This window comes from Candidatus Pelagibacter sp. (assembly GCF_965262185.1).
In the GTDB taxonomy this organism is placed as follows: Bacteria; Pseudomonadota; Alphaproteobacteria; order Pelagibacterales; family Pelagibacteraceae; genus Pelagibacter.
The window spans coordinates 1179893-1201936 of sequence record NZ_OZ253498.1; the positions used below are offsets into that span (position 1 = coordinate 1179893).

The 22044-nt window shown below is 30.7% G+C and carries 26 protein-coding genes; 24 read left to right on the forward strand and 2 right to left on the reverse strand.

Translation table 11 applies throughout. From position 1 onward, the window contains the following. Nucleotides 1-26 precede the first annotated feature (26 nt). The 11 genes from ACQY31_RS06470 to msrB all read left to right on the forward strand — a co-directional run bounded on the left by ACQY31_RS06470 (nucleotide 27) and on the right by msrB (nucleotide 11447). Complete coding sequence (locus ACQY31_RS06470) at nucleotides 27-1598, forward strand: 2-isopropylmalate synthase (RefSeq protein ID WP_428079599.1); 1572 nt, start codon at nucleotides 27-29, stop codon at nucleotides 1596-1598. Then, nucleotides 1598-2632 carry a rod shape-determining protein gene (locus ACQY31_RS06475; protein ID WP_428079601.1) on the forward strand — a complete coding sequence of 345 codons (1035 nt, stop codon included), beginning with the start codon at nucleotides 1598-1600 and terminating at the stop codon, nucleotides 2630-2632. The genes ACQY31_RS06470 and ACQY31_RS06475 overlap by 1 nt, the downstream gene beginning before the upstream one ends. A 3-nt stretch (nucleotides 2633-2635) precedes the next feature. Then, the gene (gene mreC, locus ACQY31_RS06480; RefSeq protein WP_428079603.1) at nucleotides 2636-3481 is read left to right on the forward strand and encodes a rod shape-determining protein MreC; all 846 of its coding nucleotides are present in this window, start codon (nucleotides 2636-2638) and stop codon (nucleotides 3479-3481) included. Further along, nucleotides 3481-3999, forward strand: a complete 519-nt coding sequence (gene mreD, locus ACQY31_RS06485; RefSeq protein ID WP_428079605.1) for a rod shape-determining protein MreD — start codon at nucleotides 3481-3483, stop codon at nucleotides 3997-3999. Before mreC ends, mreD begins: the two co-directional genes overlap by 1 nt. Next, entirely contained in the window at nucleotides 3992-5896 is a 1905-nt protein-coding gene (mrdA, locus tag ACQY31_RS06490; protein WP_428079607.1) for a penicillin-binding protein 2, read from the forward strand. The genes mreD and mrdA overlap by 8 nt, the downstream gene beginning before the upstream one ends. Next, complete coding sequence (rodA, locus tag ACQY31_RS06495) at nucleotides 5896-7020, forward strand: rod shape-determining protein RodA (RefSeq protein WP_428079609.1); 1125 nt, start codon at nucleotides 5896-5898, stop codon at nucleotides 7018-7020. Before mrdA ends, rodA begins: the two co-directional genes overlap by 1 nt. A gap of 68 nt (nucleotides 7021-7088) precedes the next feature. Further along, entirely contained in the window at nucleotides 7089-8330 is a 1242-nt protein-coding gene (locus tag ACQY31_RS06500; RefSeq protein ID WP_428079611.1) for an NAD(P)/FAD-dependent oxidoreductase, read from the forward strand. Further along, a complete protein-coding gene (locus ACQY31_RS06505) occupies nucleotides 8331-9233 on the forward strand; it encodes a DMT family transporter (RefSeq protein ID WP_428079613.1) in 903 nt (300 codons plus the stop codon). It abuts the gene before it with no gap. Continuing rightward, nucleotides 9226-10176, forward strand: coding sequence for a D-2-hydroxyacid dehydrogenase family protein (locus ACQY31_RS06510; RefSeq protein ID WP_428079615.1), 951 nt, complete (start codon nucleotides 9226-9228; stop codon nucleotides 10174-10176). Before ACQY31_RS06505 ends, ACQY31_RS06510 begins: the two co-directional genes overlap by 8 nt. A 2-nt stretch (nucleotides 10177-10178) precedes the next feature. Next, on the forward strand, nucleotides 10179-11072 hold the full coding sequence (locus ACQY31_RS06515; RefSeq protein WP_428079617.1) for a histone deacetylase family protein: 894 nt from the start codon (nucleotides 10179-10181) through the stop codon (nucleotides 11070-11072). Next, nucleotides 11073-11447 carry a peptide-methionine (R)-S-oxide reductase MsrB gene (msrB, locus tag ACQY31_RS06520; protein ID WP_428079619.1) on the forward strand — a complete coding sequence of 125 codons (375 nt, stop codon included), beginning with the start codon at nucleotides 11073-11075 and terminating at the stop codon, nucleotides 11445-11447. Between the two features lie 8 nt (nucleotides 11448-11455). Here msrB and grxC read toward each other — a convergent pair whose 3' ends face one another. Further along, complete coding sequence (gene grxC, locus ACQY31_RS06525) at nucleotides 11456-11713, reverse strand: glutaredoxin 3 (RefSeq protein ID WP_428079621.1); 258 nt, start codon at nucleotides 11711-11713, stop codon at nucleotides 11456-11458. A gap of 3 nt (nucleotides 11714-11716) precedes the next feature. Beyond that, nucleotides 11717-12013: a TIGR03643 family protein gene (locus ACQY31_RS06530; protein ID WP_428079622.1), complete on the reverse strand. Its 297-nt coding sequence runs from the start codon at nucleotides 12011-12013 to the stop codon at nucleotides 11717-11719. A 124-nt stretch (nucleotides 12014-12137) separates the two neighbouring features. On the opposite strand from ACQY31_RS06530, the gene ACQY31_RS06535 reads away from it, so the two are divergent. The 13 genes from ACQY31_RS06535 to ACQY31_RS06595 all read left to right on the forward strand — a co-directional run bounded on the left by ACQY31_RS06535 (nucleotide 12138) and on the right by ACQY31_RS06595 (nucleotide 22044). After that, complete coding sequence (locus tag ACQY31_RS06535) at nucleotides 12138-12752, forward strand: LysE family translocator (protein WP_428079624.1); 615 nt, start codon at nucleotides 12138-12140, stop codon at nucleotides 12750-12752. Between the two features lie 88 nt (nucleotides 12753-12840). Beyond that, complete coding sequence (locus ACQY31_RS06540; RefSeq protein ID WP_428079626.1) at nucleotides 12841-14079, forward strand: amino acid ABC transporter substrate-binding protein; 1239 nt, start codon at nucleotides 12841-12843, stop codon at nucleotides 14077-14079. A 64-nt stretch (nucleotides 14080-14143) separates the two neighbouring features. Beyond that, complete coding sequence (locus ACQY31_RS06545) at nucleotides 14144-15037, forward strand: branched-chain amino acid ABC transporter permease (protein ID WP_428079628.1); 894 nt, start codon at nucleotides 14144-14146, stop codon at nucleotides 15035-15037. Further along, entirely contained in the window at nucleotides 15034-15216 is a 183-nt protein-coding gene (locus ACQY31_RS06550; protein WP_262590330.1) for a hypothetical protein, read from the forward strand. The genes ACQY31_RS06545 and ACQY31_RS06550 overlap by 4 nt, the downstream gene beginning before the upstream one ends. Next, nucleotides 15203-16255 (forward strand): branched-chain amino acid ABC transporter permease, encoded by a 1053-nt coding sequence (locus ACQY31_RS06555; RefSeq protein WP_428079631.1) that lies wholly within the window; start codon nucleotides 15203-15205, stop codon nucleotides 16253-16255. The genes ACQY31_RS06550 and ACQY31_RS06555 overlap by 14 nt, the downstream gene beginning before the upstream one ends. Beyond that, complete coding sequence (locus ACQY31_RS06560) at nucleotides 16252-16992, forward strand: ABC transporter ATP-binding protein (protein WP_428079633.1); 741 nt, start codon at nucleotides 16252-16254, stop codon at nucleotides 16990-16992. The genes ACQY31_RS06555 and ACQY31_RS06560 overlap by 4 nt, the downstream gene beginning before the upstream one ends. Then, nucleotides 16992-17777: an ABC transporter ATP-binding protein gene (locus tag ACQY31_RS06565; RefSeq protein WP_428079635.1), complete on the forward strand. Its 786-nt coding sequence runs from the start codon at nucleotides 16992-16994 to the stop codon at nucleotides 17775-17777. Before ACQY31_RS06560 ends, ACQY31_RS06565 begins: the two co-directional genes overlap by 1 nt. After that, complete coding sequence (locus tag ACQY31_RS06570; RefSeq protein ID WP_428079637.1) at nucleotides 17777-18481, forward strand: AzlC family ABC transporter permease; 705 nt, start codon at nucleotides 17777-17779, stop codon at nucleotides 18479-18481. Before ACQY31_RS06565 ends, ACQY31_RS06570 begins: the two co-directional genes overlap by 1 nt. Continuing rightward, entirely contained in the window at nucleotides 18471-18794 is a 324-nt protein-coding gene (locus ACQY31_RS06575) for an AzlD domain-containing protein (RefSeq protein WP_428079639.1), read from the forward strand. Before ACQY31_RS06570 ends, ACQY31_RS06575 begins: the two co-directional genes overlap by 11 nt. 40 nt (nucleotides 18795-18834) lie before the next feature. Further along, nucleotides 18835-19746: a glutarate dioxygenase GlaH gene (gene glaH / locus ACQY31_RS06580; RefSeq protein ID WP_428079641.1), complete on the forward strand. Its 912-nt coding sequence runs from the start codon at nucleotides 18835-18837 to the stop codon at nucleotides 19744-19746. A gap of 34 nt (nucleotides 19747-19780) precedes the next feature. Further along, the gene (locus tag ACQY31_RS06585; RefSeq protein WP_428079642.1) at nucleotides 19781-20548 is read left to right on the forward strand and encodes a pyrroline-5-carboxylate reductase; all 768 of its coding nucleotides are present in this window, start codon (nucleotides 19781-19783) and stop codon (nucleotides 20546-20548) included. Beyond that, nucleotides 20549-21337 carry an ABC transporter ATP-binding protein gene (locus tag ACQY31_RS06590; protein ID WP_428079644.1) on the forward strand — a complete coding sequence of 263 codons (789 nt, stop codon included), beginning with the start codon at nucleotides 20549-20551 and terminating at the stop codon, nucleotides 21335-21337. Then, nucleotides 21337-22044: an ABC transporter ATP-binding protein gene (locus ACQY31_RS06595; RefSeq protein WP_428079646.1), complete on the forward strand. Its 708-nt coding sequence runs from the start codon at nucleotides 21337-21339 to the stop codon at nucleotides 22042-22044. Before ACQY31_RS06590 ends, ACQY31_RS06595 begins: the two co-directional genes overlap by 1 nt.

The window sequence follows — 22044 nt, forward strand, 5'->3', positions numbered from 1 at the left end:
ATTATAGTTTTTCTAAAAATTTTATTATGCGCGACAAGGATAGAGTCTTTATATTTGATACAACTATGCGTGATGGTGAGCAATCACCAGGCGCGTCTATGAGTTTAGAAGAAAAAATTCAGATTGCCAGAGTATTTGATGAATTGGGAATTGATATCATCGAAGCAGGTTTTCCTATAGCATCTCCAGGAGATTTTGAGGCTGTATCTGAAGTTAGCAAGATTTTAAAAAATTCTATACCTGCAGGATTATCTAGACATTCTGTAAAAGATATTGATAGAGCTTATGAAGCATTAAAGCATGCACCTAGATTTAGAATACATACTTTTATTTCTACAAGCCCTCTACATATGAAACATAAATTAAATATGTCACCAGAGGATGTTTATGAATCAATCGGTAAACATGTTGCTTATGCAAGAAAATTTACTGATGATGTCGAGTGGTCATGTGAGGATGGCACAAGGACTGATATGGATTATATGTGTAAAACAGTTGAGCTTGCAATCAAAAATGGAGCAACAACTATTAATATTCCTGATACTGTTGGTTACACAATACCATCTGAATTCACAACAATCATCGAAACACTTTTAAATAAAGTTCCTAACATTGATAAAGCAATTTTATCTACTCATTGTCATAATGATTTAGGTTTAGCAGTAGCTAATTCTTTAGCTGGTGTTCAAGCTGGTGCAAGACAAATTGAGTGTACTATAAATGGTTTAGGTGAGAGAGCAGGAAATGCTGCATTAGAAGAAGTAGTTATGGCAATTAAGACAAGACCAGACTTAATGCCTTACGAGACTGGAATTAATACAACATTATTAAGCAAAGCATCAAAGATAGTTTCAAATGCAACTGGATTTCCAGTTCAATATAATAAAGCAATTGTTGGAAAAAATGCATTTGCGCACGAGGCAGGTATTCATCAGGATGGAATGTTAAAAAATAGACAAACTTATGAAATTATGACTCCTGAAAGTGTTGGAGTTAAACAAACTTCATTAGTGATGGGTAAACATTCTGGCAGACATGCATTTAAAGATAAAATGAATAGCTTAGGTTACCCCAATCTTACAGATGATGTTGTAAGTAATGCATTCGCAAAATTCAAAGTCTTAGCAGATAAGAAAAAACATGTTTATGATGAGGATATTATCGCTCTAGTAGATGATAGTTTAATTACTGATAATAAAGTTAGTGCCATTAGTTTAAAATCGTTAAAAGTGTTTGCAGGGACAGGTGAACCCCAAAAAGCAGAGATGACTTTAGATGTATATGGAGATGTAAAACAAGCTATAGAAACTGGAGATGGTCCTGTGGATGCAATATTTAAATGCATAAAAACTCTTTATCCTCATGATGTAAATTTACAGCTTTATCAAGTGCATGCGGTTACTGAAGGTACTGATGCTCAAGCCACTGTTAGTGTAAAAATTGAGGAAAATGGAAAAACTACTGTAGGTCAAGCAGCAGATACCGATACTTTGGTTGCATCTGCAAATGCTTACATAAATGCATTAAATAAAATGATAATTAAACGAGATAAAACAGCTCCAATGGAGCAAGAAAGTCAAAAGGTAAGGGGAATATAATGGGATTATTCGATAGCGTTAAAAAAGTTTGGAGCCAAGATATGGCAATTGATCTTGGAACAGCAAATACACTGGTGGTATTAAAAGGAAAAGGTGTTGTTCTTAACGAACCATCTGTTGTTGCAATTGTTGATCAAGGTGGAAAGAAAAATGTTTTAGCTGTTGGAGATGAAGCCAAAACTATGCTTGGAAGAACACCTGGAAATATCAGTGCTATCAGACCTTTAAGAGATGGTGTTATTGCAGACTTTATCGTTACAGAAGAGATGATTAAACACTTTATAAAAAAAGTTCATAAAGGTAGTACTTTTGCCAATCCAAGAATTTTAATTTGTGTACCAACTGGTTCAACACCAGTTGAAAGAAAAGCAATTCAAGATAGTGCACTGGCTGCTGGTGCAAGAAGAGTTCAATTAATTGAAGAACCAATTGCTGCAGCTATTGGAGCTGGTCTTCCAATTTCTGAAGCCACAGGATCAATGATTGTTGATATAGGCGGTGGTACTAGTGAGATAGCAGTTATGTCTCTTGGGGGATTAGTATATTCAAAATCTTTGAGAACTGCTGGTGATGCAATGGATACAGCAATAGTTAATTACATGAGAAAAGAATACAATTTACTTATTGGAGATACAACTGCTGAAAAGATTAAAAAAGAAATGGGTACAGCTATTCCAACAGGAACTAATACTTACCCAGTAAAAGGTAGAGATTTAAGATCAGGTACTCCAAAAGAAGTAAATATCACAGAGGAAGATACTGCTGAAGCACTAAATGATATACTAAAAGAAATGGTCAATGCAATCAAAGATGCTTTAGAAAACACTCCTCCAGAATTATCTGCTGACTTAGTGGATATGGGTCTTACTTTAACAGGCGGTGGAGCTTTATTAAAAAATATTGATAAAAGATTTTCGAAGGAAACAGGTTTACCTGTACATGTTGCTGATGATCCATTATCTTGTGTTGCAGTGGGGACTGGTAAAGCTTTGGATCAAGAAGAAACTTTTTCTACTATGTTATCTGAATACTAAAAGATGGCAAAAGGCAGAGACGATTTTGTAATTGCCTTAAGATCAGCTTTTTTTAAAAAGAAAGAAAAGCAAAAATTTTCTCTTATAAGTCTATTAATTTTATCTATTGTTTTAACAATTTTAAGTAATTTTAATTTTAAAGTAATCCAACATACAAAATTAGGAATAAATGAAATAATTTATAGATCATCTTATATTTTTTCATTTCCAGAGAATAAAATTAAAGAGGTAATATCTAAATTTAGATCACATCTTGATTTTTACAAAAATTATCAAAACCAATTAATAAAAATAGAAAACACAGAGGAGATCAAAGTATTAAATAATTTTTTAGCTGCTGAAAATAAAAGACTCAGAGAGTTGATTAATGAAAAAATAAATTCAGAAGAAATATTTGCAAAAGTTTTAATTGATAGGGAAAGTCCATATTTAAAATCTATTATTTTGAATAGAGGGTCGAAAGATAATGTTAAAATTGGAATGGCAATAATGGATAGAAATTATTTAGTGGGTCAGATTATTGAGGTAAATTACTCAAATTCGAGAGCTCTTCTTTTGTCAGATTTAAATAGTAAAATCCCAGTGACAATTCAACCCCCATTTTTACAAGCTGTAGTCTCTGGAACTGGTAAAGATCATGGGATAATTGAATACACTAAAGATGAGAATAAAGAAAATCAGATTGAAAATGAGGCAGTTGTATATACTTCTGGCTTAGGCGGTATATTTAAACCAGGTATTCCAGTTGGTAAAATAACAAATAATAGAGATCAGATAGATTTTTTTTCTGATTTTGGACAATTAAGTTTTGTAAAGATCGTAGAATTTAAGATAGGTGAGGATCAATAATGGCTTCGCTGAATAAAAGTACATTTTTTAAATCATTTATTTCTTATTTACCTTTTATTTTTCTATTTTTTTCTGTCTTTAATGAATTTGATTTTAATTATTTAAATTTAGATTATTTTTCATTCAATTTTGTTTTCATTTTAATTTTTTTTTGGACTTTAAGAAATCCAGAACATCTGGGATATTTTTCAATTTTTTTAGCAGGAATTATTAATGATGTAGTAATTGGTATTCCAATTGGTATAAGTAGTTTTTGTTATTTACTAATCTGTGCCATCACATCATATATAAGACAAATTACACTAAGTCCAAAATTTATAAATGATTGGCTTTCATTTTTTGTTGCTGTTTTGCTTATAAACTCTATCCAAGTAATAATTTTAGATTTAATATTCTTATATCAGGTAGATTATATGAGTTACTTAATAAACTCAGGTTTTACTTTTTTATTTTACCCTTTATTTTTTATTTTATTTAATATTTTAAATAGTAAAATTTTACTTAAGAAGAATGATTAAAGGAAATTCAGGAATTAGAAAAACAGACATAATTAATAGACGGATGTTTATTATAGGTGCTGCAAAAATAATAATTTTCACTGGAATTATAGCAAGACTTTTTTCTTTACAAGTTAATGAAAATAAAAAATATCTAACTCTTTCAGATAAAAATAGAATTAGAGAATGGAAGTTGCCACCTGTAAGAGGTGAAATTGTTGATTACTTTGGAAATATAATAGCTGGAAATTTAAAAGTATATCAACTTCATATAATCCCTGAACAAGTTGAAAATTTTAAATATTTATTATCAAGACTAAAAACACTGCTTAATTTAAGTGACAAAAAAATAGAAAAAATAGTAAAATTAAAAAATCAATTAAAACCTTGGGAAAGTATTATTGTATCCGAAAATTTATCTTGGAATGATTTTTTAAAAATAAATAATTATTTATATGATTTAGTTGGTGTTAAGCCGGTTATGACAATTTCAAGAAACTATCCTTTCAACGAAGTTTATACTCATATTTTAGGATATGTTAGTCAACCTAATGAAGAAGAAATTCTTGCAAATGAAACAGTACAAGAAAGATTTGTTCCAGGAATAAAAATTGGAAAATTAGGTTTAGAAAAAACTTTAGAAAACTACTTAATTGGCACAAATGCGATCCAAAGGTATGAGGTTAATGCTTATGGAAAAAGAATTAATCAACTTGAGTATCAAAAAGGCAAACAAGGTTTAAGAGTAAGATTGACTGTTGATACAGAAGTTCAAAAAGCTTGTGGAAAACTTTTAAATGATCGTGCTGGATCTATAAGTGTAATGGATATTTATACGGGTGATATCATCGCAATGTACTCTTCTCCTTCTTATGACCCAAACAAATTTTTGTTTGGTATAAGCAATGATGAATGGGCATTAATTAGAAATAATCCATTAAAACCATTAGTAAATAAGACACTGACAGGACTTTATTCACCAGGATCTACAATAAAACCAATTGTAGCTTTATCAGCTTTAGAAAATAAAATTGTTAGTCCAAGTTTCAAAGTTAAATGTACTGGAAAGATGGAGCTCTATGGACAGACTTTTCACTGTTGGAAAGAAAAAGGTCATGGAATTGTAAGTTTAAAAAATGCAATGAAACAATCATGTGATACCTATTTTTATGAAGTTGCAAGATTACTAGGAGTAGATCGACTAAATGTTACAGCTGAAAAATTTGGTCTAGGTAAAAAGGTATTGGGAGATTATTTTGATTTTGAAAAATCAGGTTTGTTTCCAAACACTAAATGGAAAAAAAATAATCTTGGAAAAGGCTGGGTGCTTGGAGAAACATTAATAACTGGAATAGGTCAAGGTTATACTCAAACAACTCCACTTCAATTATGCCTAATGACAGCACAGATTGCTAACGGCGGCTACAATATAAAACCAAGAATTATAGTTGATAATAATGCTATGTCATATGAAGAAACAAAAAGAAAATTAAAAGAAGAAACTTTGCACGGACAAGAAAAGAAATTATTTAAAAATGCTAAGAACATTAAAATTGTACAAGAAGCTATGTATAGTTCAACTAACGAATTATATGGAACCTCATATAAATCTAGAATAGATGATCCTAAATACCAATTCGCAGGCAAAACTGGAACTGCACAGGTTAAGAGAATTAGCATGCGAGAAAGAGAACTTGATTTAAAAATTGAGCAAATTCCTTATAAAGATCGAGATCATGCATTGTATGTTGCCTATGGTCCGTATGTGAATCCTAGATATGCATTAAGTATTATAGTTGAACATGGTGGTTCAGGAAGTAGAACTGCTGCACCAATTGCAAAAGAATTATTCAAATTAATTATAGATAGAAATGATCTAAGAAATAAACAAAAAAATTTTGAGGAAATAGAAATTTAATGTTTCAACATGATAGATTAAATAACGAAATTACTTTTTGGCAAAAAGTTAAAGAATTAGATTATATTTTGCTGACATGTGTATTTTTACTATCAATAATAAGTTTATTTGTAATGTATTCAACGGACGGTGGTGAAATTCTTTTTCATACAAAAAGTCATTTTAGTAAAATTATAATTTTTTTTCCTTTAATGATTTTCATTGCCTTCTTTAATATTAAATGGTGGCATAACTTTTCATACTTATTCTATATTGCTATAATTCTTTTGTTGATTTATGTCTCTTTTTTTGGAATTAAATCTTCAGGTTCAAGAAGATGGATGGATTTATATTTATTTAATTTACAGCCATCTGAACTAATGAAGATAGCAATTATACTTTGCTTAGCAAAATATTATCACAGAATTAAAATTGAAAATGTAAATTCAGTGACAAGTATTATCACAGTTATAACTATAATTTTAATACCAATTATTATGGTACTTTCTCAACCTGATTTAGGAACCTCAATTCTAATTGCAGCTAGTGGATTGATTGTTCTTTGGTTGGGAGGTGTTAAGATAAAATATTTTATATATTCTTTCATAATTTTCTTAATATCATTACCTTTTGTAATTTCATTCTTAAAGCCTTATCAAAAGTTAAGAATATTGACTTTTTTAGACCCTGATAGAGACCCATTAGGTGCTGGTTATCAGATAATTCAGTCAAAAATAGCAATCGGTTCGGGAGGTTTAGGTGGCAAAGGTTTTTTAAAAGGCACTCAAAGTTATTTAGATTTTTTACCTGAAAAACATACCGACTTTATATTCACTTTATTTTCTGAAGAGTTTGGATTTATAGGATCGGTAGGATTGTTAGTTCTTTACTCCATAATTATTATAAGGATTTTGAGAATAGGAGCTATCTCGAGAAGTAATTTTTCAAGATTGTTCTGCTTTGGATTTGCTTTTGCAATATTCATTTATATTGTTGTAAATCTTTCAATGGTTTTAGGTTTATTACCAATTGTTGGTTCTCCATTACCAATAATGTCCTATGGAGGCTCTTCCATGTTAGCAACCATGATTGGGTTTGGTATAGTTCTAAGTGCTAAGATAAATCATAAACAGATGATTGCTTAGAATATTAAATTAAATTAAGCATAATTTGTCACTATGAAAATTTAATTTTTTGATTGTATAACATTCTCATGAATAAGAACATTAAGGTTGGTATAATTGGTGCTGGCATCCAAGGTGTATCAAATGCATTGTTCCTTCAAAAAAAGGGATTTAATGTAACAATATTTGATAGAGACAATCCAGGAAGCCAAGCTGCTTCATATGGAAATGCAGGACATTTCTCACCTTACGCTTCACTTTCTTTAAATAGAACCGATGTCTTAGCAGATGTACCAGCTATGTTATTAAGTTCAACCGGTCCTCTGGCTTTAAAATGGAATTATGTTCCAAAAATGATTCCATGGTTCATTAAATTTATTATGAACACTACAAAAACCAAGATGATGCACACAGCAAAAAATATGCATCAAATTTTAGATTTAGCTTTACCGGCGTATGATGAATTATTTGATGAAATAGATCTTGAGGGATTGGTGGAGAACAAAGGAATACTTTATATCTGGAATGATCAAGATTTAAAAAGTAGAGAATTAGAAATTAGAGTTAGAGATGAATTAGGAGTTAAACAACAACTGGTAAATAAAGCTGAAATTCATGATCTTGAACCCCATATTAAACCTTTCTATCATGCAGGTGTTTATTATCCTTATGCAAGACATGCCCGAAACCCAAAAAGAATTCTTTTAAAATTATTTGATTTATTTTTACAAAAAGGTGGAAAGTTTAATAAAGTAAATATTAAAGATATAAAATTTGATGATGAAAAACCTATTTTTAAAACTGAAACACAAAGTTATGTTTTTGATAAAGCAGTAATTGCGTGTGGAGCTTTTTCTAAAAAATTGACTGATAATTTAGACGAACAAATTCCTCTAGATACTGAAAGAGGATATCATGTTCATTTTAAAAACTGTGATCATTTATTAAGCCGACCAGTAATATTTTCAAACCGTGGTTTTGGTATTACACCAATGGAACAAGGATTGAGAGTAGTTGGAACAGTTGAATTTGGTGGATTAGTTAATCCTTTGTCAAAATCTAGAGTTAAAAATTTAATTAATAATGCAAAATATATGCTTGGTGATTTACCTGAACATGAGGATGAGTGGTTAGGATTTAGACCAACTTTACCAGATTTTTTACCTGTTATGGGACCGTCCAAAAATTATAAAAATGTTTATTATTGTTTTGGACATCATCATTTAGGATGGACTTTAGGTCCAATTTCTGGAAAGATTGTTTCAGGAATGATAGCGAACGAAAATACAAACTTAGATTTAAAACCATATAGCTCGCTTAGATTTAGTTAAGTGACTAAAGATAATAATTTTCTAGCTTATCTATATCTATTTTTGACTGTAACATTTTGGGCAGGAAATTTCGTAGTGGGAAAGCTTGCAAGTTTTTATGAAGTTCCACCATTTTCACTAAATTTTTATCGATGGTTTTTTGCTTGGTTAATTTTAGCACCTTTTACAATTCCTGAAATATTAGAGAAAAGAAACTACATAATCAAAAACTATAAGCTTTTTATTATATTAGGGGTTACCAGTATTACAGTATTTAATTCTATTGTTTATTATTCATTAAATTTTACTCAAGTAATAAGTGGAGTTTTAATGATCTCAACAATACCTGTTATGATAATGTTATTTTCATCAATTTTGAAAATTGAAAAGACAAACATTTTTCAAATTATAGGAGTAATTTTTTCCTTTGCTGGTGTGATTATGATTATTACAAAAGCAAACATTCAAATCTTAAAGAATTTAGATTTTAATAAAGGTGATATCACTATGGTTATAGCGATGTTCTCTTGGGCTTTATATTCTACATTATTAAAAGGAAAAAAATATGAATTAACCCAAATATCTTTGCTCCAAGTAGTAATCACCTTTGGATTAATATTTTTAATACCAGTTTATTTTATTGAATATCAAATTGGATTTAGGATTAATTTAGAGTTACCATTTATTTTAATTTTATTCTATGTAGTTTTGTTTCCTGGTTTAGCATCGTTCCTTCTGTGGATAAAAGGAATTTCAATGATAGGTGCCAATCGCTCAGGAGTTTTTTTGCACTTAATGCCAATATTAAGTGCAATAATGGCAATGTTTTTTTTTAGTGAAAAATTTATGTTTTATCATATTTTAGGCGCTGGTTTTATTGTAACAGGAATATTGTTATCAAATAAGAAAGTTAAAAATGCTTAAAGTTGCTATATTGGATGATTACCAAAATGTTGCTCAACAATTTGTTGATTTAGAAAAATTATCTGGAAAATATGAATTTAAAATTTTCAGCGAACCTTTTGTAGACGAAGCAGACGCTATTGAACAATTGGCTGATTTTAATGCTCTTTTGATAATGAGAGAAAGAACTCCCATTACAAAAAATCTTATTGATAATTTGAGTGATTTAAAATTTGTTATCACTAGTGGATTGAGAAATAGATCTATAGATCTTGAAGCTGCTAAAAAAAGAAAAATTATAGTTTGTGGAACTGATATCAATATCAACCCTACGCCAGAACTAACTTGGGCATTAATTCTTGGTTTAGCTAGAAATTTTAAGGAAGAGTTTGATAATATGTATCAAGGATACTGGCAAACTACTATTGGTGTTGAGCTAAAAGGAAAAATATTAGGATTAATTGGATTAGGTAGAGTAGGAAGTGAAGTTGCAAAAATTGGAAAGGCATTTGGAATGCAAGTTATGGCTTGGAGTGAGAATTTAAGTTTAGATAAATGTAAAGAACTAGATGTTCTTCCTTGTAGTAAAGATGATTTAATTAAGAACTCAGATGTAGTGTCTATTCATGTACAAGGTGGAGAGAGATATAAAGATTGCATAACATTAAAAGAGCTAGACAATATGAAGAAGACTGCTTTTTTAATTAATACCTCAAGAGGACCAATAGTAAATGAAGATGATTTAATTATAGCATTATCAACTAATGTAATTGCTGGGGCTGGTATTGATGTATATGAAAAAGAACCTTTACCTGAAAATAATAAATTAAGATTTTTACCCAACGCCCTGTTAACTCCACATATAGGATATGTAACAGCAGAAAATTACAGTATTTTTTACAATCAAATGATAGAGGGATTAGAGGCTTGTGTTAATGGAAAGCCAATTAGAGTTTTAGAGTAACTATGGAGTTACCAGTTGTAAATCATGAAGATTATTTTGCAAAAATTGGAGATGATCATAAATTTCCAATAAATAAATTTAGCGAACTTGCGAATTATTTAATTAAAAAAAATATAGTTAAAAAGTTTCATAAACCTTATCCCTGTTCATCTGAAACACTAAAATTTGCTCATTCTGAAAAATACATAAGAGATATTACAAATAAAACTTTGGACAAAGATGGGGTCAAAAAAATAGGTTTTCCTTTAGTAGACAGTGTTGTTCAGAGATCTTTAGTTGCAACAGGAGGAACTGTTTTAGCATCAAAACTTGCAATAAATTATGGAATTTCTTGTAACACGGCTGGAGGAAGTCATCATGCTAATTACGATGGTGGTGCTGGTTACTGTGTTTTTAATGATGTGGCAGTCGCCGCTCATTATTTGCTTAATAGGGGTCTAGCAAATAGAGTTTTAATTTTAGACCTTGATGTACATCAAGGAAATGGCAATTCAGATATTTTTAAAGAAAATAGAAATGTTTTTACATTTAGTATGCATTCAAAAACTAATTATCCTGCAAAAAAATCTATTAGTGACTTAGATGTAGAGTTAGAAGATAATATGGAAGATGATACTTACATTAAAATGTTAAAACATTATCTAAAAGAGTTAAATCAAGAAAATTTTGATTTTGTTTTTTATATTGCGGGAGTAGACATTCATTTTAATGATCGATTAGGAAAATTAAAAATTTCTGATCAAGGTATTAGATTAAGAGACGAACTTGTTGTAGAAAACTTTTATGCACAAAGAATACCCCTTTGTGGAGTTTTAGGAGGAGGATACAATAAGGATTTTGAAAAATTAGTAGAATTACACTCATTGTTGCATCAAACTTGTGCTAAATATATTTAAATGACAAAAAAAATTAACCCTAACCTTACAGCTGAACAAAAATTAATTTTGTTTGAGGAAGGTACAGAACTTGCTGGATCAAGTGAGCTTAATCATGAAAAAAGAGAAGGAAGTTTTCATTGTGCAAATTGTGGTGAGAAATTATTTGATTCAAATACTAAATATGAAAGTGGATCTGGTTGGCCGTCCTTTTATGAATCTTTGCCAGATGTATTTGAAACAAAAACAGATTATCATTTAGGTTATGGAAGAACAGAATATCATTGTAAAAAATGTGGTGGTCACCATGGACATATATTTGATGATGGTCCAGAACCAACTGGAAAAAGATATTGTAACAATGGTGTTTGTTTAGTTTTTAAACCAAAAACTTAAGTATAATTTTAACTTTTTAGCAACTCTTGAAGTTTATTTTCTTTTTCTAGAGCTCTTACTTCGTCGTAGCCACCTATATGTTGCTCATCAAAAAAAATTTGTGGAATTGTTCTTTTTCCATTTGCTTTCTTAATCATTTCATCCATTGCACCTTCAACTTTTGAAATGTCAATTTCGTTATATGGAGCGTTATTTCTTGTTAATAATCTTTTTGCAGCTTCACAATAGTTACATAGTGGACCTGTATACATAGTGATTTTTTTCATATCTTATAGATAGTCACCTTTTTTAATTTTACTAGTGATTTCTTTTCTAGAATATTCAAATTTTTTTCTATGTTTAATGCTTTTTTGATTTACTCTTTTTCTCCATAATCTGAAAGAAGAAGGTTTTAGAGATCTCCTCATAATTTTAATTACATCAGATTCTCGTTTACCTGTTTTTTTCTCAATTTCCTCAAAAGTAATCCGGTCAGCCCATGCTGCCCAAATTACCCAGTCTGGGTCATCAATACTAGGCTCATGATTTTTAACTTTGGTTACTGGGGTGTAGCCTTTTTTTTTCATAAATCCTTTATATTTGAAAAAAAAATTTAATGCATTTTTTTTACGCTCTGATATTATCACCTTGATAGTCCTTCTTAGCCATCTTTAGCTCCCGGTTTTTAAGGACTATCTTCTCTATAAAAATATGCTTCCTTTAGAATTCATACTTTACTTACAGATTATCATTTTTTTATTCATTACTCCTGGCACTCCTAGAATAGTCATAATTTCTTACTCAATGAATTACGGTGTAGGAAAATGTGTTTGGTCAGCGCTAGGTGATGTAACTGCAAATTTAATTCAAGCAACTTTAGTAATTTTTGTAATTGGATCTTTTTTTTCAGAAAATTCATTAATTCTTAATATTTTCAAATGGATTGGAGTTCTTTACATTTTGTATCTTGCTTATGATATTTATAAGTCCCGCCCAAAAAATTTAAAAGACAAGGAAGAAATTACGAAAAGCAATTTATCTTTTTTTAGAGACGGGTTTTTAGTTGCAGGAACCAGTCCTAAAGCATGGATGTTTTTTCCTTTTATATTTCCACAATTTATTGATTTTAGTTCTAATCTTTTAGGTCAATTTATAATTTTAATTTCAACTTACATTGTATTAGATTTTTTATCTTTGATATGTTATGCAATACTTGCGCAAAAATTGATTAAATGGATTACAGCAAATCCTAAAACGATTAATACAATTTCAGCGAGTGTTTTAGTAATTATTGCTGGAATTATTGTTATTACGCAACAATATTAAAGCCAAACTAAGTCTTTATTGCCACTTGCATTGTATGAAATTTCTTTATTTAATTATGTATTAAATAATTAATTAAAGGGGAAATAAAATGAAGTTAAATAAAATAATTTTAAGTTTTGTTTCTGCATTAGTAATTTTATTTTCAACTTCTGTTGCATCTTTTGCAAAAGTAGTTGGCGACAAAATTATTTTAGGTGCTGCAATTTCCTTAACTGGTAAGTACTCATCTAACGGTGTTCATACTCAAAACGGTTATAACATGGCCGTAGATAGAATAAACAGCATGGGTGGAGTTAAAGTTGGTGGAAAAACTTATAAGTTTGACATTATCTATTATGATGATGAGTCAAATCCTAAGAGAGCTGCACAGCTTGCAGAAAGATTAATTTCACAAGATGGTGTTGAGTTTATGCTTGGCCCATACAGTTCAGGTTTGACAAAAGCAATTGCACCTGTAACTGAAAAATATGGTGTTCCAATGGTTGAGGCGAATGGTGCATCTAGATCTTTGTTTACTAAAGGTTACAAATATCTATTTGCGGTATTAGCTCCGGCGAACTTATATCTTGATGTAGCAATTGAAACAGCAGTTGAACTAAATGGTGGAAAACCAGTTAGAATTGCTCAAGCTTTTGAACAAGATGCTTTTTCACAGGACGTTAGATTAGGTATTTTAGATGCTGCAAAAAGAACTGGATCAGAAATCATTATTGATGACAAACTGCCTAAAGAGTTAAATGATATGGCTGCAACTTTGGTTAAAGTTAAACAACTTAAACCAGACGTTCTAGTAGTATCAGGACATACTAAAGGTGCGTTGACAGCAGTAAGACAAATTGCTGAGATGAAGGTTGATGTTCCAATGTTGGCTATGACTCACTGCGATGCTGCGAAATTATCAAAGCAACATGGTAAAAACTCTCAGTATGCACTTTGTGCTTCTCAATGGCATAAATCTTTAACTTATAAAGATGACTTCTTTAAAGATGGAATGACTTATGCTGCTGACTTTGAGAAAGAGTTTGGATATGATCCACCATACCAGTCTGCTGAGTCTTCAGCTGCATTGTTAGTATTCAAAGATGCATTTGAAAGAGCAAATTCTTTTGATCAAAAGAAAGTAAGAGATGCTCTTGCAGCTACAGACATGCAAACATTCTATGGAAATATTAAATTTGCACCTGGTGGTCAGAATGTTGATAAGCCAATGGTACTTTTCCAAGTAATGTGTGATGACGCTGGTAAGTGTGAAAACAAAGTTGTTGCTCCATTAAAATGGGCATCTGCTAAGTTAATTCACCCAATACCTAAGTGGTCTGAAAGATAATAATTAAAAATTGAGCCCCCTAGTAATAGGGGGCTTTTTTTTATATAAACCAAAAAAAGTTTTTATGGATTTTCTTGTATTTCAATACCCAATGATAACTGTTCAAGCTTGCTTGGATGGTATTCTTTTAGGAGTTTTATTCGCATTAATTGCTTATGGAATGGCTCTTCAGTGGGGTGTTATGAATATAATTAATATTGCACAAGGTGATCTTGTTATTTTAGGAGGATACATTGCTTACTTTATGTATCTTTACGGTATTCATCCGGCATGGGGAGTAATTGTTGCTCCAATCATAATGTATTTTGTAGGAATAGCGATCTACAAATTAGTTATTAATAAGGTAGTCGATAGAGATTTATTCATTTCGATTTTAGCAACATTTGGAATAAGTATTTTGTTCATGCAATTAATGAACTTTGCATTTGGTGCAGATGTTGTGCTTGCAAACTCTGATTATGGGACAACAATGCTATTTGATAATAGCGTTGTACTACCAAATTCAAAAATATTCTCAGCTTTTATAAGCATTCTGTTTGCAGTTTGCTTAGTTGTGTACATGAAAAAATCTAAGCTTGGACGAGCAATTAGAGCAACTGCACAAAACGCACGTGCTGCAAAAATTTTAGGTGTAGATACCGAAAAAGTTTATGCAGCAACTTTTGGAATTAATGCTGCATTATGTGGTGTAGCTGGAGCTTTAATCTCTATAACATTTACTATTCATCCTTATATGGGTTTACCTTATACGATTAGATCTTTTATGATTGTAATTGTTGCTGGTTTAGGAAATTTACCAGGTGTTGCTATGTCGGGAATGGGATTAGGTGTTTTTGAGGAATTTGCAGATTATATTTTAGGAACAGAATTTAGAATTGGGTCAGTATTTTTATTACTAGTTTTAATTTTAGTTTACCGAAGATTTAAACTATCAAGAAAAAGAGAGTACTTAAAATGAGGAAAGTTAAAATTAATGATAATCAAGGTCAATCAGTCGAAGTTGACATAGATAAATTTAAAAAACACTTAGACGAATATCATTCATCAGGCTCAAGTGTACATGATGAAGATGGTCATTATTTTACAGTAGATCAAAACTTTAGAGAAAAAATTAATAGTCTATATGAACAAAAATAATTTAATACTCTACTTAGGAATTTTAGTATTTGGTTTAGCTGCTCCATTTATTTTTCCAGCATTTAAAGTTCAATTATCTATTCTTTGCATTCTAATTGTGCTTGCAACTACTTGGAATATTCAAGGAGGGGAGATGGGATACAATACATTTGGAAATATTTTATTCTATGGATTAGGAATGTATTTATGTGCCTCTGTTCAAGTTGGAATGTTTTTTCCATTAGCTGAATGGACAGAAAGTGGTGGTGAAAAAACATTTGTACATACTCCTACTCAATTTTTCCAAGGTATGGCGATGGGACTAGTTGTTGCTGCATTGGTTCCAACAATTGTTGCCGGTTTAATTGGTTATGCAATTTTAGGATTGAGAGGTCACTACTTTGCTATTTGTACTCTAGGATTAGGAGTAGCTGCTGGTGAAATTTCTGGAGGAATTGAAATAATTGGAGCAGGGCAAGGATTTACGACACCTCCTTTTCCAAACATAGGAAGTTTAGAAGCTAGAGGTGAATTCTTTTATTTTTTAAGTTTCTTAGTTTTGATACTTACATTCGTTGCTGTCAAAGCAATCTACTCTACTAGATTTAAATTAATTCTTAATGCTATCAGAGACAACGAAGACAAGGCTGAAGCTATGGGAATTGCAACAATGAAATACAAAATTATTGGTTGGATGATTTCTGCATTTTTCTGTGGTTTGGCTGGAGGAATAATGGGTGGACTAGTTGGATACATAGATTCTACAGATGTCGCTTTTGATGGAAGAGAAATGGGAGTGTTCATGGTTTTAATGGCAATATTAGGTGGCAAAGGAACGCTTTGGGGACCAATTATTGGTGCAACAGTATTTCATATATTTAAAGAAGGCTTTTGGACATTCTTCTTAGGCTGGCAGTACGTAGCCTTGGGAGTTTTAATTGTAGTAATTGTTATTTATTTCCCAGAGGGAATTATGGGATGGTTGAGAGAAAAATATCCTGAAAGATTTGGTGAAGTAGTTGATGAGGCTGACCGAAAGGCTCAGGTAGAGATAAAATGAGTATTTTGGAAGTTAATAATGTTAGTAAATCTTTTGGAGGAGTAAAAGCTAATGTTGATATCTCCATGTCAGTTGAAAAAGGTAAAATTGTAGGATTGATTGGCCCGAATGGATCAGGAAAAACGACTTTGTTTAATTCAATTGTTGGAACTTATCCTATTGACCAGGGTTCAATTAAATTTAATGGAAAAGAAGTTTCTGAACTTCCTGTTCCCGTAATAGCAAAGCTAGGACTATTAAGAACTTTTCAACAAACAAGAATTTATGGCAAACTGAACTGTATTGATAATATGCTTATTAGCCATAAAGGTAGTGATGAAAGTTTATTAAAATTATTCTCTAAAATACCTCAAGAATTGATTGAAAAGGCTGAAAATTTATTAAATTTTGTTGGTTTATATCAAAAGAGAAAACTTAGAGCAGGAGATTTATCTTTTGGTCAACAAAAACTATTAGAACTTGCTATGGCATTAATGAATGAACCAGAAATGCTACTGCTAGATGAACCAACAGCAGGAATTAATCCGACTTTGATTAATGGAATTATAGATAGATTGATAAAAGTAAATCAAGATTTTGGTATCACTCTTTTGGTTATTGAACATAACATGAGAGTGATTATGCAATTAGCAGAAACTATCTTTTGTTTAGCTCATGGTAAAATGTTGGCAAATGGTTCACCAGATGAAATTAAAAACGATAAGCGTGTTATCGATGCATATTTAGGAGCTCAATAATGTCAAATCAATATGAAGTTTTAGGAAAAGCTCCAACACCAGAAGATTTAAAAAAACTATCTCCAGATGAAATTCATTTAACGATAAAAAATTTAAATGCTGGGTACGGTAAAATGGAAATTTTACATAATTTTGATTTATTTGTGAATAAAGCTCAATCATTGTGTTTGATTGGACCAAATGGAGCTGGTAAATCTACAATTCTTCACACAATTTATGGATTTACAAATATCTTCTCTGGTCAAATTGAAATAGAAGGAAAAGAAATTACAAATCTTACACCAGCTGAAAAATTAAAATCAGTTGGAATTGCATATATCTTGCAAGACAATTCGGTATTCCCAGATATGACAGTTGAAGAAAATTTGTTAATGGGTGGATACATTAAAGATAAAACTGAAGAGTCTTTTGAAGAAGCTGAAAGAATTTTAGAAAAATATGAGAGATTGAGGAATAGAAGAAATCAGCCTGCTAAAGTTTTATCTGGTGGTGAAAGAAGGTTGTTAGAAATTTCTAGAGCATTAGTTATGAAGCCATCTGTTCTATTAGTTGATGAACCTTCAATTGGTTTAGAACCCAGATATATTGATATGGTTTTTGAAATTTTGAGAGATCTTCAAGAAAATGAAAAGAAAACTATTATATTAGTTGAACAAAATGCCAAAAAAGGATTAGAGTTTGCAGACATTGGATATGTATTGGTATCTGGACAAACTGCAATTGCTGGCAAAGGGGACGAGTTATTGCAAAACCCTGATGTTGGTAGACTATTCCTTGGTGGTTAATGATAAATAAAGATTTCTTTTTTAAAGGCTATAAATCTATATTAGCACACGATAGTCCAGCAATAGCTCTAGGTTGTTGCTTTATCGCTATAGGAGCTCTTCTAAAAAACCTCGGCTTCAATATTCAAGAAAGCATTTTTTCTACTATGCTGACTTACGCTTTGCCAGGATCTCTGGTTATGGCAGAGTCTTTATTGGTTGGTGCTTCTTTGTTAAATATTTTTTTAGCAGTTTGGTTTGTTAATGCTCGTTTATATCCAATGGCTGTTTCTTTGTTTCCATTAATGATGCATGAAGATCAACCAAAGTGGAAATATTATTTTTCATGCCATTTCATAGCTGTATCAGCTTGGTTGATTATGAAGAGTAATTATAAGACTATTCCACAAAAATATAGAATTGATTATTGGATAGGGATTGGAAGTGCTACATGGAGTGTTGCTGTAGTTGGTACTTTAATAGGTTTCTATTTTTCAGAATATTTAAACAAGGAAATGATGATGGGTTTAGCTATTTTAAATCCTGTTTATTTTTTATGCATGATGGTAGGAGCGTCTAAGACAAGACAAGTCACTTTATCAGTTTTATTTGGAATTATATTAGGACCTGTTTTTTATTTTTTTTCACCTGAATGGTCTATTTTATTAGGTGGAGTAGTTGGTGGTACTATTGCTTATTTAATAGGTGAAAAAAATGTCAACTAGTATCGTTTTAGCAATTTTGGTGACATCACTTGCAACTTTTTTATCAAGATTTCTTGGGGCAGTAAGCTCAGAGAGCATAAAAGAAACTTCTAAGATATTTAAATGGTTCAACTGTTTAGCTTATGCAACTTTAGCAGCACTAATTGCAAGAACAATAATTTTTCCAGTCGGTGCAATGGATGATACAAGCTACTTAGTTAGATTTGTTGTTGTTGCATTATCCTTATCTGTTTTTTTTATTTCTAAAAAAAATTATGTTTATCCTACAATTTTTTCAGCTGTAAGTATGGCTATATTAGTTAATTACTTTTAAATAAAATTGATTTATTAAAAAAGTTAACTTAAGGTTTCTTATGGAAAAAATATCTGGTTTAGAAATTCAAGAACATGAAAAATCTAAAAGAATTCTGAACATTAAAATTACAGATGAAATAATTAAGAAATTAGTTTTCCCATTTAATAAATTCGACTTAACAGCTTTAGAGCTAAAGCCTTTTACAAGGTTTACAATAGCAAAAAGTTTAGATGATTTAATGGAAAATAAACTTAGTAAACTAATGAATTCAATAATTAGAGATCGTTCAACTGGTTGTTTTATAATTGGACCAAAAAATATTTCACCAAAAATTAATGATAAATTTTTAGTAAAATTATCAACTGCCATTGCCTATTTAATTGGAAATCCTAACCATGACTCAATGGCAGGAAAATACTATGCTCGTTTCCATGTTAAACACGAAGACGCGAGTGACTCTTATTTAAGAAAAGCTTACCGTAATATGGATCTTCATACAGACGGAACTTATGTTAAAGAAATTACTGATTGGTTAATAATGACAAAGTTAGAGGAAAAAAACGTAGAGGGTGGAGAAACAGCGATGTTGCATTTAGATGATTGGGAACATTGCAAAGAATTATCAAATGATCCTGTGGGCAAACAAGATTTTCTTTGGAGTTCACCTAAGAGCAAAAATGTGGATTATAAAATTGAACATCCAGTTTTTTCCTCAGATGGTAAAGGAAGACCAAATATTTCATATATCGATCAATTTCCTGAGCCAAAAAATATGGAACAGGGTAATTTTTTACAGAGATTATCTGATGCTCTTGAGGGAAGTGAAAATAAAGTAATTACAAAGTTACCAGTTGGTTGTTCTATAATTGCAAACAATTATTTTTGGCTTCATGGAAGAAAACCTTTCAAAGAAAATAAAGAATTAAGCAGAGAATTGTTGAGAATTAGAGGATCTTTTTTTGTTAATTAATTCAATATAATCAATATAAAGTAACCAAAATATTATGATTTTAGGTTTTATTGGTACGGGTAAAATTGCATCTTCAGTAATAACTGGAATATGCAAATCTAATCTTAAATTTAAAAAAATAATAATTTCTCCAAGGAATAAACAGATTGCCAAAAGTTTAAAGAAAAAGTTCAAAAAAATAGTTATTGCTAAAGATAATCAACAAATTGTTGATCAATCGAATTGGGTATTTTTATCTATTACACCTACTGTGGGTGAGAAGATAATTAAAGATTTAAAATTTAAGTCTAGTCAAACAATTGTTAGCTTTATATCCACAATAACCCTATCTCAATTAAAAAAGGCCATTAAAGTAAAAGCAAAAATAGTAAGAGCAATTCCTTTGCCACCAATATCATTAAAGAAAGGACCTATTCCAATTTGTCCACCAAATTCAAAAGTAAAAGCTTTTTTTAATCATTTAGGAACTACTGTAGAAATTAAGAATGAAAAATCTTCAATAAACTTTTGGTCTACCTCTGGAATGATGGCACCTTTTTATGAAATGCAAAGAGCAATGTCTGATTGGTTAGTTAAAAAAGGAGTAAAAAGAAATAATGCTCAAAAATATATAACTTCTTTGTTTTTAGCCTTGTCAGAAGATGCGGTTATACATTCTAAGGAAAATTTAAAAGAATTAGTTAAAGAGTCTCAAACACCAAGGGGATTAAATGAGCAGGGTGTAAATGAATTAACAAAATCTGGTTTTTATAAATCATTAGAGAAAACTTTAAATAGTATTTACAAAAGATTAGATAAATAAATGTCTGAAAATATTTTAGAGATAAATAATTTATCAAAGTATTTTGGAGGACTTGCAGCAGTTTCTGATTGTTCTATTAAAGTTAAAAGAGGAACTATCACAGGTATTATAGGTCCAAATGGATCTGGCAAAACAACTTTATTTAATTTAATTGCTGGAAATTTAAAATCCTCTGGTGGTAGCGTAACTTTTGACGAAGAAAATATCACAGATGTTCCATCTTATGAATTATTCTCAAAAGGATTGCTTAGAACTTTTCAAATAGCACATGAATTTTCAAATTTATCCGTTTTAGAAAATTTAATGATGGTACCTGGAAATCAATCTGGAGAAAAAATAATGACTGCACTATTTAAACCAGGGTTGGTTGCAAAAGAGGAAGCAGAAGTTAAAGAAAAAGCAAAAGAAGTTGTTGAATTTTTAAATCTAGGACATCTATCTAACGAGCTTGCAGGTAATCTTTCTGGGGGGCAAAAAAAATTGTTAGAACTTGGAAGAACCATGATGGTTGATGCAAAATTAGTTTTATTGGATGAAGTAGGAGCAGGAGTTAATAGAACTTTGTTAAAAGATCTTGGAACAGCAATAGAAAAGCTTAATAAAGAAAAAGGTTATACTTTCTGTATGATTGAACACGATATGGATTTTATTGGAAGGCTGTGTGATCCAGTGATTGTAATGGCAGAAGGATCAGTTTTATTTGAAGGAAGTGTTGAAGAAGCAAAAAAAGATGAAAAGGTCATTGAAAGTTATCTTGGTAGAGGATCAAAATTAAAGGACCCAAATTAATGGCATTCTTTGAAGGAATAGAAATGACTGGTGGTTATGGAAACGGACCAGATATAATTAATTCTTGTTCTGTTGAAGTAAACAAAGGAGAAATTGTTTCTATTCTAGGACCTAATGGTGCTGGAAAATCCACAGCCATGAAAGCAATGTTAGGTTTATTAAATTTAAAATCTGGATCAGTTAAAATTGATGGTAAAGATATTTCAAAACTTTCTCCACAAGATCGAGTTAAACAAGGAATTTCATTTGTTCCTCAAACCAAAAATGTTTTTGCAGGCATGACAGTTGAGGAAAATTTAGAAATGGGGGCCTTTTTAATAAACACTGAGATAAAAAATATTATTGAGGAAATTTACGAACTATTTCCAATCCTTAGAGAAAAAAAAAATCAAATGGTAGGTGAATTGTCTGGTGGGCAAAGACAACAAGTTGCACTTGGAAGAGCGTTGATGATTAAACCGACAGTGCTAATGTTGGATGAACCAACTGCAGGGGTATCACCAATTGTTATGGATGAATTGTTTGATCATATCGTTAAAGTAAAAAGAACTAATGTTGCCATTTTAATGGTAGAGCAAAATGCTAAACAAGCATTAAATATTTCTGATAGAGGCTATGTATTGGTTACTGGAGAAAATCGTTATTCAGGGACTGGAAAAGAATTATTGAACGATCCAAGAGTAAGAAGCTCTTTCTTAGGAGGATAG

Bases quoted from the DNA above. Each gene is read 5' to 3' on its own strand.
- ACQY31_RS06470 (WP_428079599.1), top strand. From the start codon at position 27: ATGCGCGACAAGGATAGAGTCTTTATATTTGATACAACTATGCGTGAT.
- ACQY31_RS06475 (WP_428079601.1), top strand. From the start codon at position 1,598: ATGGGATTATTCGATAGCGTTAAAAAAGTTTGGAGCCAAGATATGGCA.
- mreC (WP_428079603.1), top strand. From the start codon at position 2,636: ATGGCAAAAGGCAGAGACGATTTTGTAATTGCCTTAAGATCAGCTTTT.
- mreD (WP_428079605.1), top strand. From the start codon at position 3,481: ATGGCTTCGCTGAATAAAAGTACATTTTTTAAATCATTTATTTCTTAT.
- mrdA (WP_428079607.1), top strand. From the start codon at position 3,992: ATGATTAAAGGAAATTCAGGAATTAGAAAAACAGACATAATTAATAGA.
- rodA (WP_428079609.1), top strand. From the start codon at position 5,896: ATGTTTCAACATGATAGATTAAATAACGAAATTACTTTTTGGCAAAAA.
- ACQY31_RS06500 (WP_428079611.1), top strand. From the start codon at position 7,089: ATGAATAAGAACATTAAGGTTGGTATAATTGGTGCTGGCATCCAAGGT.
- ACQY31_RS06510 (WP_428079615.1), top strand. From the start codon at position 9,226: ATGCTTAAAGTTGCTATATTGGATGATTACCAAAATGTTGCTCAACAA.
- ACQY31_RS06515 (WP_428079617.1), top strand. From the start codon at position 10,179: ATGGAGTTACCAGTTGTAAATCATGAAGATTATTTTGCAAAAATTGGA.
- msrB (WP_428079619.1), top strand. From the start codon at position 11,073: ATGACAAAAAAAATTAACCCTAACCTTACAGCTGAACAAAAATTAATT.
- grxC (WP_428079621.1), bottom strand. From the start codon at position 11,713: ATGAAAAAAATCACTATGTATACAGGTCCACTATGTAACTATTGTGAA.
- ACQY31_RS06530 (WP_428079622.1), bottom strand. From the start codon at position 12,013: ATGAAAAAAAAAGGCTACACCCCAGTAACCAAAGTTAAAAATCATGAG.
- ACQY31_RS06535 (WP_428079624.1), top strand. From the start codon at position 12,138: ATGCTTCCTTTAGAATTCATACTTTACTTACAGATTATCATTTTTTTA.
- ACQY31_RS06540 (WP_428079626.1), top strand. From the start codon at position 12,841: ATGAAGTTAAATAAAATAATTTTAAGTTTTGTTTCTGCATTAGTAATT.
- ACQY31_RS06545 (WP_428079628.1), top strand. From the start codon at position 14,144: ATGGATTTTCTTGTATTTCAATACCCAATGATAACTGTTCAAGCTTGC.
- ACQY31_RS06550 (WP_262590330.1), top strand. From the start codon at position 15,034: ATGAGGAAAGTTAAAATTAATGATAATCAAGGTCAATCAGTCGAAGTT.
- ACQY31_RS06555 (WP_428079631.1), top strand. From the start codon at position 15,203: ATGAACAAAAATAATTTAATACTCTACTTAGGAATTTTAGTATTTGGT.
- ACQY31_RS06560 (WP_428079633.1), top strand. From the start codon at position 16,252: ATGAGTATTTTGGAAGTTAATAATGTTAGTAAATCTTTTGGAGGAGTA.
- ACQY31_RS06565 (WP_428079635.1), top strand. From the start codon at position 16,992: ATGTCAAATCAATATGAAGTTTTAGGAAAAGCTCCAACACCAGAAGAT.
- ACQY31_RS06570 (WP_428079637.1), top strand. From the start codon at position 17,777: ATGATAAATAAAGATTTCTTTTTTAAAGGCTATAAATCTATATTAGCA.
- ACQY31_RS06575 (WP_428079639.1), top strand. From the start codon at position 18,471: ATGTCAACTAGTATCGTTTTAGCAATTTTGGTGACATCACTTGCAACT.
- glaH (WP_428079641.1), top strand. From the start codon at position 18,835: ATGGAAAAAATATCTGGTTTAGAAATTCAAGAACATGAAAAATCTAAA.
- ACQY31_RS06585 (WP_428079642.1), top strand. From the start codon at position 19,781: ATGATTTTAGGTTTTATTGGTACGGGTAAAATTGCATCTTCAGTAATA.
- ACQY31_RS06590 (WP_428079644.1), top strand. From the start codon at position 20,549: ATGTCTGAAAATATTTTAGAGATAAATAATTTATCAAAGTATTTTGGA.
- ACQY31_RS06595 (WP_428079646.1), top strand. From the start codon at position 21,337: ATGGCATTCTTTGAAGGAATAGAAATGACTGGTGGTTATGGAAACGGA.